15 protein-coding genes and 2 pseudogenes are annotated in these 17,066 nt (G+C 30.9%); 8 read left to right on the top strand and 9 right to left on the bottom strand.

Annotated elements, in window-relative coordinates:
* Positions 1-87: 87 nt before the first annotated feature.
* Positions 88-790: pseudogene (locus HMPREF2881_RS11395) on the bottom strand (IS3 family transposase); the annotation flags it as partial.
* 138 nt (positions 791-928) lie between these two features.
* Here HMPREF2881_RS11395 and HMPREF2881_RS01915 point away from each other — a divergent pair.
* The gene (locus HMPREF2881_RS01915) at positions 929-1,741 is read left to right on the top strand and encodes a Cof-type HAD-IIB family hydrolase (protein ID WP_002488469.1); all 813 of its coding nucleotides are present in this window, start codon (positions 929-931) and stop codon (positions 1,739-1,741) included.
* A 265-nt stretch (positions 1,742-2,006) separates the two neighbouring features.
* Here the strand turns inward: HMPREF2881_RS01915 and cstB are convergent, their stop codons facing one another.
* Both cstB and HMPREF2881_RS01925 read right to left on the bottom strand, forming a co-directional pair.
* Positions 2,007-3,335, bottom strand: coding sequence for a persulfide dioxygenase-sulfurtransferase CstB (cstB, locus tag HMPREF2881_RS01920; protein WP_002488497.1), 1,329 nt, complete (start codon positions 3,333-3,335; stop codon positions 2,007-2,009).
* Between the two features lie 18 nt (positions 3,336-3,353).
* The gene (locus HMPREF2881_RS01925; protein WP_002454585.1) at positions 3,354-4,421 is read right to left on the bottom strand and encodes a DsrE/DsrF/DrsH-like family protein; all 1,068 of its coding nucleotides are present in this window, start codon (positions 4,419-4,421) and stop codon (positions 3,354-3,356) included.
* A 138-nt stretch (positions 4,422-4,559) separates the two neighbouring features.
* Between HMPREF2881_RS01925 and cstR the strand changes: the two genes are divergently transcribed.
* The 4 genes and pseudogenes from cstR (at position 4,560) to HMPREF2881_RS01940 (ending at position 6,517) form a co-directional block, all read left to right on the top strand.
* Positions 4,560-4,820, top strand: a complete 261-nt coding sequence (gene cstR / locus HMPREF2881_RS01930) for a persulfide-sensing transcriptional repressor CstR (RefSeq protein ID WP_000456194.1) — start codon at positions 4,560-4,562, stop codon at positions 4,818-4,820.
* A complete protein-coding gene (locus HMPREF2881_RS01935; protein WP_002473148.1) occupies positions 4,817-5,575 on the top strand; it encodes a sulfite exporter TauE/SafE family protein in 759 nt (252 codons plus the stop codon). The genes cstR and HMPREF2881_RS01935 overlap by 4 nt, the downstream gene beginning before the upstream one ends.
* Before the next feature lie 169 nt (positions 5,576-5,744).
* Positions 5,745-5,954 (top strand): annotated as a pseudogene (locus tag HMPREF2881_RS11400) (heavy metal translocating P-type ATPase); the annotation flags it as partial.
* A gap of 17 nt (positions 5,955-5,971) precedes the next feature.
* Positions 5,972-6,517 carry a YdhK family protein gene (locus HMPREF2881_RS01940; protein ID WP_002488449.1) on the top strand — a complete coding sequence of 182 codons (546 nt, stop codon included), beginning with the start codon at positions 5,972-5,974 and terminating at the stop codon, positions 6,515-6,517.
* A 261-nt stretch (positions 6,518-6,778) separates the two neighbouring features.
* Here HMPREF2881_RS01940 and HMPREF2881_RS01945 read toward each other — a convergent pair whose 3' ends face one another.
* The 4 genes from HMPREF2881_RS01945 to HMPREF2881_RS01960 form a co-directional block, all read right to left on the bottom strand.
* Positions 6,779-7,246, bottom strand: a complete 468-nt coding sequence (locus HMPREF2881_RS01945; RefSeq protein ID WP_002488454.1) for a DinB family protein — start codon at positions 7,244-7,246, stop codon at positions 6,779-6,781.
* 549 nt (positions 7,247-7,795) lie between these two features.
* The gene (locus HMPREF2881_RS01950; RefSeq protein ID WP_002449427.1) at positions 7,796-8,947 is read right to left on the bottom strand and encodes a zinc-dependent alcohol dehydrogenase; all 1,152 of its coding nucleotides are present in this window, start codon (positions 8,945-8,947) and stop codon (positions 7,796-7,798) included.
* Positions 8,948-9,643: 696 nt separating this feature from the next.
* Complete coding sequence (locus HMPREF2881_RS01955; RefSeq protein WP_002488461.1) at positions 9,644-10,183, bottom strand: hypothetical protein; 540 nt, start codon at positions 10,181-10,183, stop codon at positions 9,644-9,646.
* Between the two features lie 320 nt (positions 10,184-10,503).
* Positions 10,504-11,547 carry an NAD(P)-dependent alcohol dehydrogenase gene (locus HMPREF2881_RS01960; RefSeq protein ID WP_002488507.1) on the bottom strand — a complete coding sequence of 348 codons (1,044 nt, stop codon included), beginning with the start codon at positions 11,545-11,547 and terminating at the stop codon, positions 10,504-10,506.
* Positions 11,548-11,830: 283 nt separating this feature from the next.
* On the opposite strand from HMPREF2881_RS01960, the gene HMPREF2881_RS01965 reads away from it, so the two are divergent.
* Together HMPREF2881_RS01965 and HMPREF2881_RS01970 are read left to right on the top strand one after the other, a co-directional pair.
* Entirely contained in the window at positions 11,831-12,472 is a 642-nt protein-coding gene (locus tag HMPREF2881_RS01965; RefSeq protein WP_002488455.1) for an NAD(P)-dependent oxidoreductase, read from the top strand.
* A gap of 260 nt (positions 12,473-12,732) precedes the next feature.
* Positions 12,733-13,224: a TspO/MBR family protein gene (locus tag HMPREF2881_RS01970; protein WP_002454602.1), complete on the top strand. Its 492-nt coding sequence runs from the start codon at positions 12,733-12,735 to the stop codon at positions 13,222-13,224.
* 141 nt (positions 13,225-13,365) lie between these two features.
* Here the strand turns inward: HMPREF2881_RS01970 and HMPREF2881_RS01975 are convergent, their stop codons facing one another.
* Entirely contained in the window at positions 13,366-13,566 is a 201-nt protein-coding gene (locus HMPREF2881_RS01975; RefSeq protein WP_002488444.1) for a cold-shock protein, read from the bottom strand.
* Between the two features lie 303 nt (positions 13,567-13,869).
* On the bottom strand, positions 13,870-15,276 hold the full coding sequence (locus HMPREF2881_RS01980; RefSeq protein ID WP_002488490.1) for a glycosyltransferase family 2 protein: 1,407 nt from the start codon (positions 15,274-15,276) through the stop codon (positions 13,870-13,872).
* Positions 15,277-15,693: 417 nt separating this feature from the next.
* On the opposite strand from HMPREF2881_RS01980, the gene HMPREF2881_RS01985 reads away from it, so the two are divergent.
* Entirely contained in the window at positions 15,694-17,055 is a 1,362-nt protein-coding gene (locus HMPREF2881_RS01985; RefSeq protein WP_002454604.1) for an SLC45 family MFS transporter, read from the top strand.
* Positions 17,056-17,066 lie beyond the last annotated feature (11 nt).

Here is a 17,066-nt window from a genome sequence, read left to right on the forward strand (position 1 = left end):
TGTTAAATTGTTTATATCTGAAATAGTTCATACAAAAGACTCCTTTTTATTAAAATTATACTATAAGTTCAACTTTGCAACAGAACCTAAATAAGTAATATCGGTTGATAATACTTCCATGGGACAACTCGCTTTAAATTGTCTTTGTAATAAATTGTCTGTTTTATAATACGGTTTACCTATCCTTGTCGTTTTTTAGGTCTAACTCGGCAGTTCAAATGATGCTTCTACATAATTCTCTGTACTCTTTTATGATTAATTGGTGATGTATAACATTGATTAATCAGTGCTGTAATCTTACGATAACCGTAGGTATAGTGGTTAGCTTCACATAATTCAATGACTTTTTGTGTTACAGCATCATTTTTATAGGTTTTGTTTTTCCATCGGTAATATGTTGATTTAGGTATGTTTAATACTTCTAGTATCAATTTGATTGAATAGTTTCCTTTTAATTGATCCACTAAATCTATGACTACTGTTGGTACCACTTCTTTTCCAATGCCTTGTACTTTTTTAAAATATCCAATTCTATATCTTTTCTCTTATTTTCTAATTTTAATTGTTCTACTTCTGACAGCTCTTCTAATCCTTTACCGTAGGTATATTGTTTACCAACGTGTTGTGAAAATCTATAACTTTCCCCATTTTGATACCATTGCCACCAAGTTTTCACTTGTGTTCTATTTCTAATATTTAATTCTTTCATAATTTCTTTTGTTGAAAATCCTGCTGCTTTCATTTCAACAGCTTTATACTTTGTTTCTACTGAATAAGAAACTCTTTTCATAGAAAAAACACCTCCGCATGATTCATTTTAATATGAATTCAACGAAAATGTTTTTATATAATTCCCACTAATTGGGGTCAGTCCAAATTTAATAAGGTGTTTTTCTATATAAAGTAAAAAATATAAATGAGGGATGTTATGTTTGAATTAATCGTAACAGATATGGATGGTACGTTTTTAAATTCACAAGGTAGTTTCAATCGTGAAAAGTTTCAACAATTATTGATTAAATTGAAGAATAGAGGTATTCGTTTAGCTTTTTGCACAGGAAAACAAAGTGAACGTGTAGATGCGATTGTTGGAGATTTAGCGAAAGATTTATTTATTATTGGAGACAGTGCTTCACGAATTAAAATTAATGGAATGAATATCTATACTAAAACATTTAGCAATCAACTTGGATTTGAAGTGATTGAGACAATTAAAGCTATTGATGATAATTTAGTAATTATTGTTTGCACAGATGGTATGGCTTATGCTGAGAAGCGTATTTCCGAAAAAGAACGAAACATGGTTTTAGGTTCATATGAGAAAGTAACTTTTGTAGAAAATTTAAATATGATTAATCAGGATATTTTAAAGGTTACTATTTTTGATTCACAAGGTGAGTGTTTCGAACATGTTAAAGGTTTAAGTAAATATGAGGATAATCTCTATATCGTAGCTGCAGAAGAGCATTGGATAGATATCACACATAAAGACGTTGATAAAGGAAAAACGATTCGTTTTTTACAAAACTTATTAAATATAAGTAGTGAACAAACGATTGTATTTGGTGATGGTTTAAATGATATTCCTTTATTTGAGAATGCACGATACAAAGTTGCTATGGACAACGCTTATCCAGAACTTAAAAGTAAAGCAAATTTAATTTCAATTAATAATGATAGAGATGGCGTAATAGAAACATTAAATACATTACTTATAAATGACGATAATTGTAGTGTGTGAGTCAATATGTAATTAACTTTTATACGATAAACCGCATCATAAAGGGATTTTGAACGTATCAGAACATATGAGGTTTATAAGAATTGCTGTTATGTTTTTTGAACACATCAATAAACAAAAAAGGTATGCACTATGTAAAATATTTATTAAATGATATAAAGCGAGGATACATAAATGATTTTTAAATAGATATGTATCCAATAATATAAAAAGGGACTATAAGCTATATCTAACTACTTATAGTCCTTCTTCATTAGTATAAATATTAAGAAAGGTGTATATCTTTGTAACCTTCATTTACATTAATAATGTTGTGATAACCTTTATGTTCTAAAATACCAATAGCTATCGAACTTCTAATGCCAGATTGACAGTGTACATAAATAACATCATTTTTACTGAAAGGTAAATCTGTGTCTAAAAGTTTACCGTGTGGTACATGAACCGCTTGAGATAAGTGGCCATTATTCCATTCATTATCATTACGTACATCCAATATATGTGATTCGTTACCTGTAATATCTTCACTATGAATGGAACGTGTTTGAACTTTAGATTGAGGTAATTGATATCCAGCAACATCATCGTATCCAATGAGTTGCAAGGTGTGCGTTGCTTTTGAAACAAGCTGATAGTCTCCAATCAAGTTAATTTCTTGATTATAGTTTAGATACCAGCCAATTTGATTGATGAAATTTTTATCATATGGAATATTGATTGTACCTTCAATATGTCCACCATGATAAGCCTCCTTACTGCGGAGATCAAAAGTTAATCTGTTTGTACTTGTAGCTGGATAAACTGTATAAGGCTGGTATAAATCCATACCGAGTTGATTGATTTTTTTCATTTGTGCAAAATGATGTGGTGGTGCAGGTTGGTCAGAAATGAGTTTATCGATAAAGGTAGCTTCGTTATTTTCAGAAAAAGCCCAGTTCGTTTGTTTTTCATAGCCAAGCGTAGATGTTGGAATAGCACCTAAAGATTTACCACAAGGACTACCAGCGCCATGACCAGGCCAAATTTGAATGTAGTCTGGCAAGTCTTTAATACTTTCAATCGATTTAAACATTTGTTTAGCGCCTATTTCAGATGATCCTTCTACTTTAACCGCTTTTTCTAGTAAATCAGGTCTACCGATATCTCCTACAAAAATAAAATCACCACTGAATAGTCCCATTGGAACTTGTGCTCCAGCACCTTCGTCAGTAAGTAAAAAACTTATACTTTCTGGCGTGTGACCAGGTGTATGAAGCACTTTTAATTTTATATTTCCTACATAAATATCGTCATTATGTTGAACAAAATGAGTGTGGTTAGGCATATTTTTATAACCTAATGTGTCATCACTTTCACCCGATACATAAATATTAGCATTTAACTTTATAGCAACATCTCTAATTCCTGAAGCAAAATCTGCATGTATATGTGTTTCAGCTGCATGAGTAATGGTTAAACCTTCTTCATCAGCAACTCGAATATATGAAGATAAGTCACGAATAGGATCAATAATCATGGCTTCTCCAGTTTTTTGACAACCGATTAAATAAGATGCTTGAGATAAATGTTTATCATAAAATTGTTTAAAAAACATAATATCATTCCTTTCTAATTATATAAATAAATTGTGATTAGCTTGTTCTGTATATCCAATATATGCACCTACGCCACCGTATTCTACATCATCGCGTAATTCTTCTTTTGTAATGCCCATCACATCCATACTCATTGTACAAGCGATAAGTTTAACACCTTGCTCAACTGCTTGATCAATAAGAGAAGGTAAAGTATCGACATTTTTCTTTTTCATGACATAACGCATCATTAGATTGCCTAAACCAAACATATTCATTTTAGAAATAGGCATGTTAATTGGTGAATTTGGAAGCATGAAGTCAAAAAGTTTTGCAATACCTTTTTTCTTAATGCGTTGACTTTGAATTTTTTTAAGTGCATTTAAGCCCCAAAATGTGCAAAAGATGGTTACATCTCTACCTGCAGCTTTAGCACCATTAGCAATAATCATTGCTGCAACTGCTTTATCTAGCTCGCCGCTAAATAAAACAATTGTTGTTCCACTTTTCGTGTGTGTCACTTCTATATTTTTATTTTCTTCTTTTTGAATAATAGCGCGAATTTCATTACCAAAATCGTTGAGTCTAACAAGCGTATGTCCAGTTTGTTTGACCCAACTTTTAATATCATTTAAAAATCCGTGATCAGTCACAATAACTTCTATTTGATCACCAATAGCGATGTTTTTGATTTCTTTACTAATATTAACAATAGGTCCTGGACACTGTAGATTACTATAATTGAATGTCTTACGATTATCTTTAATTTCTCTATCTTCTTTTACTTTAGATAAATTATCATTATGATGTTGTTCTTCGTATGCGATATAACCTCCGTCTAAATTCACCACATCGTATCCGCGTTGTGCAAGAAATTGACTTGCTTTTCTACTTCTATTACCACTTTTACAATAGATATAGTAAGTTTTATTTTTGTTTTGTTTAAAAGTCTCTATATTTTCAACTGAATGTAATAAAGCATTTTTAATGTGTCCTAATTCAAATTCTTCAGGCTGTCGAACGTCAATTAATTGACCCTTAGAACCCAATTCTTGTAATTCTTTTTTAGTGAAATCATTAATGTGTTTCGTTTTATATTGTGACATAATTGCCTCCTTTTAAATACCTATGGGGGTATATTATAACGGATTAGATAGTTTGTCAAATACCCCCATAGGTATTTGACAAACTAAAATTTAATCAATATGATGTAATTATTAAAAATTAATGTGGAGTGAAATATATTGGAATATAATAAAAAGATGATTAATCGTATTCATCGCATACAAGGACAGCTTAATGGAGTCATTAAAATGATGGAGGAAGAAAAAAATTGTAAAGACGTCATTAGTCAATTAAGTGCTTCTAAAAGTTCTATTCAACGTTTAATGGGTATTATCATTAGTGAAAACTTAGTAGAATGCGTCAAAATGTCTGAAGAAAATAGTGAAGATTCTCAGGCACTAATTAATGAAGCAGTTGAATTATTGATAAAAAGTAAATGATAAGTATAACCACCATTATAGTAATGTTAGTTATTGGTATCTTAGGAGGATTTATTTCTGGATTAGTCGGTATAGGGGGAGCCATTGTTATTTACCCAGCTCTCTTATTATTACCACCATTATTTGGTTTACCTACTTATAGTGCTTATATTGCTTCAGGATTAACTTCAAGTCAGGTGTTTTTTAGTACATTGAGTGGATCTTTAAACGCATATAAAAATAAAAATTTTTCTAGAACGCTTATACTTAATATGGGAAGTGGAATGGTAATAGGTAGTATGCTAGGTGCAATCTTAGCGAATTTAATAAATGTTCAGTTTGTTAATACGGTTTATATTATTATTGCATTACTAGCTCTTATTCTAATGTTTATAAAAGTTACACCATCTACTAGTCATATTAAGTTTAATCGTCTACTTTTAATTACAATAGGTGGTATCATCGGTTTGGTATCTGGTATTGTAGGAGCTGGTGGCGCATTTATTATTATTCCAGTACTACTTGTTATATTTAAATTACCAATGAACATGGTAGTTACAAATAGTATTGTAATTGCATTCATTTCTTCTATTGGAGCATTTATGATTAAATTATTACAGGGGTATATTCCTATCAATAGTGCAATACCGTTAATTTTAGGTAGTATACTATTTACGCCTCTAGGTATGAAAATGGGCCAGAAAATACCTGACTATATTCAAAAAACGATAATATGTATTTTAATCGTCGTTGCAATTATTAAGTTGATATTTTAAAAACATGGGAGTGGGACAACATTCATTTTGAACTTGATTGAATATATAGTATATTTAATAAAATGCAGCTATTGTGGCGTAGAATTTAAGAATCAAAAAATGATTAATATAGTTTGAAAAGACTGAATATAAATACTAGAAAAATAGCCAGTAAATGAGTTTATTATGAATTCATTTCTTGACTCTTTCAAATAATACTATGAGAAAAATGGTGCAAAACTTATGGTGGGGTGCAGGTTATAATATTGTTGCTGTACCTTTAGCAGCTGGCGCATTAGCTTTTATCGGGTTAATATTATCACCAGCTGTAGGAGCAATATTAATGTCTTTAAGTACAGTTATAGTAGCGATTAATGCTTTTACATTAAAATTAAAATAAAAGATAGGAGTTTTATTATGATTAAAAAATTATTTTTTATGATATTAGGGTCATTACTAATATTATCAGCTTGCTCCAATAATGATGAAAAAGATAAAGACACTAATGACCAAAAAAGTGAGAGCCATATGAAGCATAATGATGAAAGTAAAGTTCCAGAAGATATGACATCGACTAATGAGGGTGAATTTAAAGTGGGAGATAAAGTAACGATTACAGCAGGGCATATGCCAGGGATGAAAGGCGCAGAAGCTACTGTAAAAGGTGCGTATAAAACATATGCCTATGTTGTAAGTTATAAACCCACAAATGGAAATGAAAAAGTAAACAATCATAAATGGGTCGTAAACGAAGAGATTAAAGATGCACCTAAAGATGGATTTAGTAAGGGCGATACTGTTAAATTAGAAGCAAATCATATGTCTGGCATGAAAGGTGCTACAGCCAATATAGATAACGTGAAAAAGACGACTGTTTACGTAGTTGATTACAAATCCAAAGATAATGGTAAAATCATTAAAAATCATAAATGGATGACAGGAAATGAACTGAAAGCACGCTAAAAATCTAGTTCTAAATTGAGAAATAAATAGATATAAAAATTAAAAAGAAGTCTTAGAAGAATAACATTTATCAAAAAACGCTTAATAGACGTGAAGAATATCGTCTGTTAAGCGTTTTATATTAATATTTTATCAGTACATTGCATTTTTCTACGCCAAACAAGGTAGTTAAATGATACTAGTCTTAATTTTTCACAACATACTATTCGCAATCATAATACGCAAATATCTTCTCGTAAACTATAAATGATGACCTTTAAATTATTCGTCGTGTTTAAGCACGCGAGTCATTTCTTCAATTTTGCCAGCATGTAATGGAACATGGAAGGCATTTAGTACTAATAATTCATTGAGTGTTTGGCAACCAGCAACGGGTTCGTTAAGTTCTTGTGATAATTGTTCATCCGTTAGTTTGCGCGCACGTTCAGGAAGTGTTTTTAAGTTTTCTTTAATCGTTTCGATTGATGGAACATCTTGTCCTTCCCAGTTAGCAGGGCTAGATCCGTAACCAAATAGTTTAGTATATTTAGCGATATCTACGGTATTTTGACTACCTATTGATAAAGCAGAATCGAAAATCGTTAAAACATGTCCAAATTGCCAATGTAACGTATTTGGAAAAACATCATTTTCTTTATCTAATACGCGTTCAACATTCCAATTATCATACACAGATAGTAAATGATTTACACCTATATCAATTACATCATAAACTGTCTTATCATTCATTTACGTTTCCTCCTATATTTAAAAAGTGTAGTACTAAAAATCTACCCGTTAAAAATTACTCACAAACACTATGATTAGAAGTACCCGTTTTATTTACTGTATAGAATGAATGGATGTAAAGAAGATGAAGACTAGACAAGTATCGAAGCTATATTACTGAAAAAATGTTATTAAAACTACAATAATAAATATTTATAACAGAGAGACTGACAAAATTATCTATTCAATTTCTTAGAAGATAACTTAAGCTAGTCATCCTTAGCTTGTTTTGTTTTTTCGAATTCTATTCTTACAATGAAGAAATTTCTTAATCATAGCATCAAAATAATGGAAAAAAAGAGTGGGACAGAATGTATTTTGAAATCATCGTCTCATTTCACCAAGTTTATCAAGAAGAATTAGGATTGAAAAAAGCTTAGCATAAGTGCATTTTCAACTCAGTCATCGACTGTTAACATATTAAAAATGCCCAAGACACTTAATGATGTCTCAGGCTTTTTTATCTATTTGTTCAAGAAGTTACGTATATATTTTTTATTTATATAGTCATTATTGTGGTTTTAAAATGACTTTAATATTGTTATCTTTTTTCTGATCGAAAATATCATAAGCTTGTTTTGCTTCTTCTAAAGGCATGGTATGCGTTATAATTTCTGTTGGATCAAACACTTCATTTTTAATCATTTCATATAATTTTGGCATTTGATGAATCACTGGCGCTTGACCACTTTTTACTTGAACATCTCTATTAAAAATTAAATCTATTGGAAAATTATCTGCAGGTGTAGCATAAATACCAGTTAATTGAATGGTACCAAATTTTCTTACTGATTCTGCTGCTGTAATAATTGGACTAATATTACCGCGTTGTGCTGAGTTTGAACTAATCTCTAAATCATCTTGAGCGACTTGTCCATCCATTCCCACACAATCTATCACAACATCTGCACCGCCACGTGTATTTTCACGAAGTAATTTTCCAATATTATCTTCTTTAGAAAAATTATACACTTCAGCACCATTGAATTTTTTCGCATGGTTTAATCTATGTTCCACATTATCAATGGCAATCACACGTTCAGCACCTTTTAATTTAGCAAATTTTTGTGCCATTAAACCGATTGGACCACAACCTAGAACAATAACAGTATCACCAGATTTTACGCCCGCATGTTCTACACTCCAATAAGCTGTTGGGACAACATCAGATAAAAATAATACTTGTTCGTCTTTCAAATCACTATCTGGAACTTTGAAAGAAGAGAAGTCAGCAAATGGAACTCTTAAATACTCTGCTTGTCCTCCCCAATGGTTCCCGTGCATGGCACCAAAACCGAAAAGTCCACCATTGTCCATTTTCCAATTTGCAGGGGATGGATTAGAGTTGTCGCATTGAGATTCCATATGGTTATTACAATAGAAGCAGTCACCACAACCGATGTTAAAAGGTATAACCACTCTATCACCTTTTTTTAAAGTCTTAACGTCTTTTCCTACTTCTTCTACAATTCCCATTGGCTCATGTCCAATAACAAAACCAGGATCCATAAATAAATCGCCTTGATGATAAAGATGTAAATCAGAACCACATATACCTGAAGCGGTTATTTTAATAATTGCATCTGTGGATTCTTCTATCGTTGGATCGTTCACTTCACGAACTTCCATATTTTTATGACCTTGATAAGTAACTGCTTTCATTAATATCGCCCTCCTCCTGTCAATCTACCCCTTGTAACACATTATAAACGCTGAAGAGTCATATATTATGTTTAGATGATACGGATATGTCCGAATTAGAAGCTACTTTAGTAGAAAAGATATAGACGCATCGAAGCTGCATTCATTTATGGAAATGAAGAAAAAGTAGAGGAAGGTCTTGTAACAATAAGACTTAAACGTGAAGACGTATTTATCACAACTAGACGATGTTAGACGAGACAATGTGGAAAAAAATATCATTAATCATTAATCATTAGACAATTTTGGTTTAGATTATTTGGAGTTATATTGAGTACACTAACCAGATACAAATGAGGTGGTAATGATTGATACATGAAAAGGGAGGAAAGATTGATATTATTCAGACAAAGTTAAAGTATTGGAGTAAGTCACTTTAATAGAGAAGTTTTGCTTTAGAAATTTACATGATGATGAGCAATACTATTGAAGAAGATAAAAAAAGAGATTATACCATCCGTATAATCCCCGTAGATACATAATATATAATTGAACTCCCAATTCATACATAGTCTTTCCCCTAAGGCCATTATGTGACTATTCTTTTTATTTGTCTATGTTCAAATATATTAATAAAAAAAATGAGTATAACGTTTATATAAACGTGTACATGGTTTTTACACGATCTGCCTAGTTAGACTATGAGAAATGAAATACCTAATCAAGACCATACGCAAATTTGATTTTATATAGTTCATGGTCACTTAAATGAAATTCATTAGTATGGAATACATATTTGCCAAATATATTTTTAGCCTCTTTAGGTGAGATAATATATTCATTTTTTAATTTTTCTAACTCTTGAGCTACACTTGTTGCAAAATTATATTGATCATCACGTGTGTGATAATCATTAAAACCATTTTCTGATTGTTTTATTAAGTTTTCTATTTGAGTTGAATCCTTATTATTTCTTGATAATCTAGATTTTCTAAGTCTTTCTAACGTTTTCATCGCTTTAGCGTATTTATCTTCGATTGCTTTTACTCTATTTAATGTTTTTAATGAGGCTCTATTTGGTATAACGTGACGTGATGAATCATAAGCATATTTATCTTCAATTGCTTTTAAAGTGTCATTAAATTTATCTGTAGCTTGATTTTCATTGTTTTGACTTGCTCTATTTAATTCACTATATGCATTTTGTATCTCTAATTGCTTGGCGACTTCTTTTAAATATTGTGTTAATTCATTCATCTAGACAAACTCCTTTATTTATTTAATTTTCTTTATTGAACATTTTCTTCATTTGTATATATATATCACTTAATACATATAATAAAACATTATGATTTAATTATAAATTATTTAACAAGATATAATTATTTAGTATTAAGACTATTATATATATTAAATGTAAAAAAACGATAACAATCAATATTAAATATTGTAAAAAGTATAGTTGGAATCTATAACTGATGAACTGTTTATCTTAAATAGTGAGAGAAAGACTAACAGAAACTTAATATAATAGTTAAGTAATAAAAAATGCCCACATCTCATGGGCATTTTTATGATTACATTGTACTGATATCAATAACAAAACGATATTTAACTTTAGATGCCAACACTCTTTCGTAAGCATCATCAATATCATCTGCTGTAATTAATTCAATTTGTGGGGCGATATGATGTTCAGAACAGAAATCTAACATGTCTTGAGTTTCTTTAATACCACCGATAGCAGATCCAGCAAATGAACGACGATGACCAATTAAATTAAATACTTGTAAGGATACAGGCTCAGCTGGGGCACCAACATTAACGAGTGTACCATCTAAGGCTAATAATTTAAGATAGTCATCTATGTCTAATTTTGCACTTACAGTATTAATAATTAAGTCAAATGAACCAGCAAGTTCTTTAAATGTTGATTCGTCACTAGTTGCATAATAAGCTGAAGCACCAAATTTTAAACCATCTTCTTTTTTATTTAACGTACGTGATAATACAGTCACGTTAGCGCCCATTGCATGTGCAATTTGAACTGCCATATGTCCAAGGCCGCCCATACCAATGATTGCTACATTCTTTTTACCTTCATAGGCTTTCCAATGATTTAAAGGTGAGTAAGTTGTAATGCCCGCACATAGTAAAGGAGCAGCAACCTCTAAACTGATATTGTCAGGAATACGTAATACGAAATCTTCTTGGACAACAATATGTGTTGAGTAACCGCCTTGTGTTTTCTCACCATATTTGTCAGTACTTGCATAAGTACCTACATTTCCATTTAAACAGTATTGTTCTTCGTCATTTTTACAGTTTTCACATTCACCACAAGAATCCACCATACATCCAACACCTACACGGTCGCCAACTTTATATTTAGTGACGTCAGGACCGACCTCTTTAACAATACCTGCAATTTCATGACCTGGTACGAGTGGATAATCGACAGGGCCCCATTCTTCTCGAGCAGTATGGATATCAGAGTGACAGATACCTGCATATTTAATCTCTATTAATACATCATGTTTATCTAAATCACGACGTTGAATTTCAGTAGCGAAAAATTCAGAATCTGGGCCATTTACAGCTCTTGCTTTTACATTCATCATAGTCATTTCCCCTTATACATATAAGATAGAATATACGCGTTTGTATGATTCTTCATATTGACAATAGAGACTTAGATTAATTAAGTCAACACATTGAACTCAGTGTGTATAGCACAAGGTGATTTTAAACTAATCGTTGTGAGGCATGTTTCAATGACTTCATATTAGAAAGGAAAATAAAAACAGATAAATAGACTTTTAATAAAAATGTAATTATATTGATAACATGTTGAGGGACATCCAAGAGACAGCTCTGATAAATATAGAAGTGGAGGAACAAACGATGAACATTGGTATTATTGGAGCAACAGGTAAATTAGGAACTAAAGTATTAGATGAAGCACAACAACGTGGACATGAAGTAACTGCGATTGTAAGAAATGCTGCTAAATTAGATGATGATAAAGATGTTAAAGTGATTGAAAAAGACGTGTTTGATTTAACTTCAGATGATATTAAAGATTTAGACGTGGTAGTCAATGCATTTGGCGCGCCATTGGGTGAAGAAGAAGTGCACGTTGAAGTGGGACGCGTATTGATTAACATATTAAAAGATGTAGATACAAGAGCCATTATTGTAGGGGGTGCTGGTAGTCTATTCGCAGATGATGCGCATACCATACGTGTTATGGATACACCAGATTTCCCGGAAATAGTGAAACCAACAGCTAAAGGATCAAGTCGTAATTTACAAGACTTACAACATGCTGAAGGAATTACTTGGACCTTTATTAGTCCATCAGCGGAATTTGACTTTGAAGGTAAACGTACAGGCACCTATACGTTAGGAAAAGATCAATTATTATTTAATAGTAAAGGTAATAGTTATATCAGTTATGCAGATTTTGCTATTGCTATAGTAGATGAAGCTGAAAATAAAGCGCATATTAATGAACGTTTCACAGTTGTTGGTGAAGAAGAATAATAGTGACTCTAGATGCCCTTTAGGAGAAATAATTAAAAAGGCCAATCTAAATTAAAAGTAATTAGCCAAAATATAATGATAGCCATAAAAACAATAAATGAACTGTTTAAAGAATGTCCTCCTATGTATCTACATGATGGTATTTAGGAGGATATTTTAGCGTGAGACTACATTATTTTGTTTTTTAATAATAGATTCATAACTCATTAATTATATAAAAGTAGGGTATTAAATATAGGAAGACTTTAAAGGAGAGAATTATGATTAATATTAAAAAAGTTACAAGAATTGTATTACCTTTAGCAGGTGGAATGGTTATTGGGAGATTAACAGCTAAAGCTCAAAATGATTATAAACATTATGAAAAACCACCTTTTTCACCTCCAGCTAAAGTATTTCCAATTGTATGGCCACTACTTTATACCTCAATGGGAGTAGCTTATCAATTATCATATGCGCATGCAGCTCATAAAAGAGAGAAACAGTCTATAACACGTGCTCATTATGCACAATTAGGATTGAATTATGCGTGGACGATACTTTATTTCAATTTAAAACTGAGAAAGACATCTTTAATTGAAAGTTATGTATTACTTGCAGCTGGAAATATTACTGCACATCGTTTTTATGCATCTAATAAGTATGCTGGTTTATTAATGTTACCTTATGTCATTTGGTTAAGTTACGCAAGTTATTTAAATGGAGGTAATTTAATCTTAAATGAAGATAAACCAGGTTATACTAGGGATTAACACTGAGTGATATGTATGACAGAATATATAGTAGGATATATTAAGTGACAGTAGGAGATTAATTTTAAGTATTATTCTTTTATAAATTATGTAAAAAAAGCACAAGCACGTATACATACATGCTTGTGCTAAAATTTATGTTTAAACAAGGACAACATTTGTTGCTTGTTCGCCACGTTGACCTTCAGTGATGTCAAACTCTACTTTTTGACCTTCTTCTAAAGTTTTATATCCATCAGTAGCGATACCTGAGAAGTGAACAAACACATCGTCACCGTCTTCTCTTTCGATAAATCCAAACCCTTTTTCTGCGTTAAACCATTTAACTGTACCGTTATTCATATAGAATACCTCCAAGTGCTTTTGCACATCATATTTGTAACAAATTCATAAATTAAAAGAGAATATTCTATAAAAATATACTACAATCCAAAATACGAGCTTTTATTACGTGAAACCAACTATACACCTTTTGAATGAATAAGTACAGCATTATTTTGAAATTTAGCATAATTTCTTTTGGAATTATAAAAATACATAGATAACAAGACTAAGATTTATAATTTATTAAGATCGTTATTTTACATATATCGAATAAATATATGTAAAATGAATGCTAAGGTGGCGAAACATCTAAGATTTTAATTACTTTTTAATATATCCTAAATTGCCACCAACAGTTTCATAAAAATCAAAACGCATGCCTGATTTGATAACTGAGCCATTTAAATCTTTATCTAAAACTGTAAGGGCTAATTTTCCATTAGGTAAATTCTTTGTTGTAAATTGAACAGTATATTCTCCAGATTTAAAACGATGTTTCTTAATATCTAATACGATGAATTGAGTTGGATTTTTTCGATGTTTTACTTCTAGATACTTTAACTCAGAGTTTTTAGAAAGTATTTTTAAGAACACCTTATCATTCTCTTGAGAGATTTTTAGTAATGTAGGATGCATTCTTTTTTTGTAATGTGTTCCTTTAAACGAATAGTAATATATATCGTTTTTCTCATGAAGCGGCTTATCATCTTTTTTAAGATAGAATTTAACAAAACTGATAATGTCTTCTTTATTCCCCTCACGTATTAGTTTGATGGCTTGTCGGTTTAAATCATCATCTGCATAGTCTAAAGCATCGAAATGTTCATCTACCATATGAATGATATTTTGAAAAATAGGAAGTAACTCATTTATGTTTTTAATAAAGCTTTTTTTATAGAATTTAGCTTCTAAAACATCTTTATTAATAATACGATATAGTAAATTAGGCATTAATTTATTATTTTTATACTTACTCATTAAGTGACGATAGGCTTCACCTTGCCATTTCATACGATTAATATGTGTTGATTTTTCTGATTTTACTAAAGAAATATTATCGTCGTAACGGTTAGCACAATAAACCACATCTTGTGTTGTACTAATACGTTTAGTATTGAAAAAGACTTCTGCGAAAAATTGTAAATCTTCTCCAAAAATCATTTCTGGAAATTGAATATGATTCTTTTTAATGACGCTAGCTTTAATCATACGACCAGCAGGTGCTAAATGATAAAATGATTTTCTAAAGTGTTTTAAATCTACTTTATTATATGCAATTTTAGATAGAGCAACGCCACTTCTAGCTATGCGATCACTATGCACATATTTTGTTAATCCTGTAGCATAGTCTGTCTTGTTTGTTTTTAAAAGTGTATATAACTTTTCTAGAGCATCTTCAGGTAACCAATCATCACCGTCTATAAACATGATGTACTTTCCCTTACTTAAATCAATAGATAAATTTCGTGGTTTCGCAGGTGTACCCGAATTTTGATCTAATTGAATAAATTTGTAATTAGAAAAACTGTCTATTTTTTTAGAAACAATATCAACGGTTTGGTCAGTAGAACAGTCATCCACCACGATTAATTCAAAATCTCTCATATCCATCGATTGTTTTAAGACACTATCTAATGTTTTATTAATAAATCTTTCTTTGTTATACGTACTAATTAATACACTTACTTTAGGCCTATGATTGATTTCTTTACTCTTTATAACCTTCATTTTTATACTCCTTTAATTAGTAATCTTTTTGATAATCTAATGTATTTTAAAAAGTAGTTAAAATACAAATAATAATCTAATTATATTTAATATAATCAATTTTTTCTATCGTTATTTATTGTAATAATCTAATTATAGATTATGTTATATATTTTGTTTTTAAGTATTAATATATCTATTATCATCACAATAATCTTTAATTATCTATAAAAATACCTAAATTAGGTAATTATGATATATATGAGATTAGAAAATAAAATGAACTCTGATTTATTTATAGGGGATGCGAGCGTTTCCAAAGAAACTCAAAAATGTTATAATTATAGTTGAAAACGATTCCAACAAATTGTTATTTGATATAGCTATTTAATTATTGAATTAAATGACTATATCAAGTAATAAATAGGAGAGATAGAAATGAAAGATACAGATCAAATACATACTAAAAATACTGAAGAACAAGGTATTACACTACCCTATTTAAAAAAAGCAGTTATTTTTTCTATTACATTTGGTTTCTTCGGAGTAAACATGGCATTTGCACTTCAATCAGCAATGATGGGAAGAATATTTCAAACGCTCGGCGCCGACCCTAATAATTTAGGTTGGTTTTTTATTTTGCCGCCATTAGCAGGAATGATTGTACAACCACTTATTGGATACTATTCTGATAGAACTTGGACTAGATTTGGACGTCGGATGCCGTATCTTTTAATTGCTGGTCCCATTGGAGCGATCGTATTAGTCCTACTACCTAACGCAGGTTCGTTTGGATTTGGATATGCATCACTTATGGCTTTGTCATTTGGTGCAATCATGACGTTACTTATGGATTTGACTTCAAATGCGTGTATGCAGCCCTATAAAATGATTATTGGAGATATGGTAAACGAAAAACAAAGAGATATGGCCTGGTCATGGCAACAAATCTTCTCAAATTTAGGTGGTATTATTGCTACACTATTACCATTTTTACTAACAATGATGGGAATGAGTAATGTAGCGCCTAAAGGGGAAGTACCGATGACAGTAAAAATAGCTTATTATATTGCAGCAGCGGTATTACTCATTGCTTCTATTTGGACGGTTCTTTCCGTTAAAGAATATGAACCTAAAACATATAACTATTATCACGGCATTTCAGATGACAATAGGAATGAGAAATTAAATTTATGGCAACTGTTAAAAACTGCGCCTAAACAATTTTGGCAAATTAGTGTAGTTCAATTTTTTAACTGGTTTGCATTAATGTATCTCTGGACGTATTCAACAGGTGCAATAGCAAAAAATGTATGGAATGCGACAGACCCTTCTTCAGCAGGATATCAAGCAGCAGGGAACTGGTATGGTGTGTTATACTGTATACAATTTTTAAGTTCAGTTATTTTTGGTTTTGTCATTGCAAAATCTAAACCTTCTCAAAGAAAATTCTGGTATAGTTTTGGATTAATTTTTGGTGGATTAGGTCTTATTTCAATGTTCTTTATTCATAACCAATGGTTACTCATTATTTCATTTATATTCATTGGTATTAATAACTTAACGATGAATACCCAACCTTTTACACTATTAACCGAAGCCATTGACGGAGAAAATTCAGGTGCTTATCTAGGCTTATTTAATACAAGTATTTGTTTACCACAAATTGTCGCTTCTGTAGTAAGCTTTGCACTTTTCCCACTATTAGGAAGTTCAATGCCTGCCATGTTATTGTTTGCAGGAATCATGATGCTTCTGGGTGCAATCTCAGTTAAATTTATTAACGCAAAATTTGAATGAAATATTAAAAA

It is taken from the genome of Staphylococcus sp. HMSC057A08 (assembly GCF_001812925.1).
Lineage (GTDB): Bacteria > Bacillota > Bacilli > Staphylococcales > Staphylococcaceae > Staphylococcus > Staphylococcus hominis.

Coding starts and splice junctions, on each gene's coding strand:
- HMPREF2881_RS01915 (WP_002488469.1), top strand. CDS start 929: ATGTTTGAATTAATCGTAACAGATATGGATGGTACGTTTTTAAATTCA.
- cstB (WP_002488497.1), bottom strand. CDS start 3,335: ATGTTTTTTAAACAATTTTATGATAAACATTTATCTCAAGCATCTTAT.
- HMPREF2881_RS01925 (WP_002454585.1), bottom strand. CDS start 4,421: ATGTCACAATATAAAACGAAACACATTAATGATTTCACTAAAAAAGAA.
- HMPREF2881_RS01935 (WP_002473148.1), top strand. CDS start 4,817: ATGATAAGTATAACCACCATTATAGTAATGTTAGTTATTGGTATCTTA.
- HMPREF2881_RS01940 (WP_002488449.1), top strand. CDS start 5,972: ATGATTAAAAAATTATTTTTTATGATATTAGGGTCATTACTAATATTA.
- HMPREF2881_RS01945 (WP_002488454.1), bottom strand. CDS start 7,246: ATGAATGATAAGACAGTTTATGATGTAATTGATATAGGTGTAAATCAT.
- HMPREF2881_RS01950 (WP_002449427.1), bottom strand. CDS start 8,947: ATGAAAGCAGTTACTTATCAAGGTCATAAAAATATGGAAGTTCGTGAA.
- HMPREF2881_RS01955 (WP_002488461.1), bottom strand. CDS start 10,183: ATGAATGAATTAACACAATATTTAAAAGAAGTCGCCAAGCAATTAGAG.
- HMPREF2881_RS01960 (WP_002488507.1), bottom strand. CDS start 11,547: ATGATGAATGTAAAAGCAAGAGCTGTAAATGGCCCAGATTCTGAATTT.
- HMPREF2881_RS01965 (WP_002488455.1), top strand. CDS start 11,831: ATGAACATTGGTATTATTGGAGCAACAGGTAAATTAGGAACTAAAGTA.
- HMPREF2881_RS01970 (WP_002454602.1), top strand. CDS start 12,733: ATGATTAATATTAAAAAAGTTACAAGAATTGTATTACCTTTAGCAGGT.
- HMPREF2881_RS01975 (WP_002488444.1), bottom strand. CDS start 13,566: ATGAATAACGGTACAGTTAAATGGTTTAACGCAGAAAAAGGGTTTGGA.
- HMPREF2881_RS01980 (WP_002488490.1), bottom strand. CDS start 15,276: ATGAAGGTTATAAAGAGTAAAGAAATCAATCATAGGCCTAAAGTAAGT.
- HMPREF2881_RS01985 (WP_002454604.1), top strand. CDS start 15,694: ATGAAAGATACAGATCAAATACATACTAAAAATACTGAAGAACAAGGT.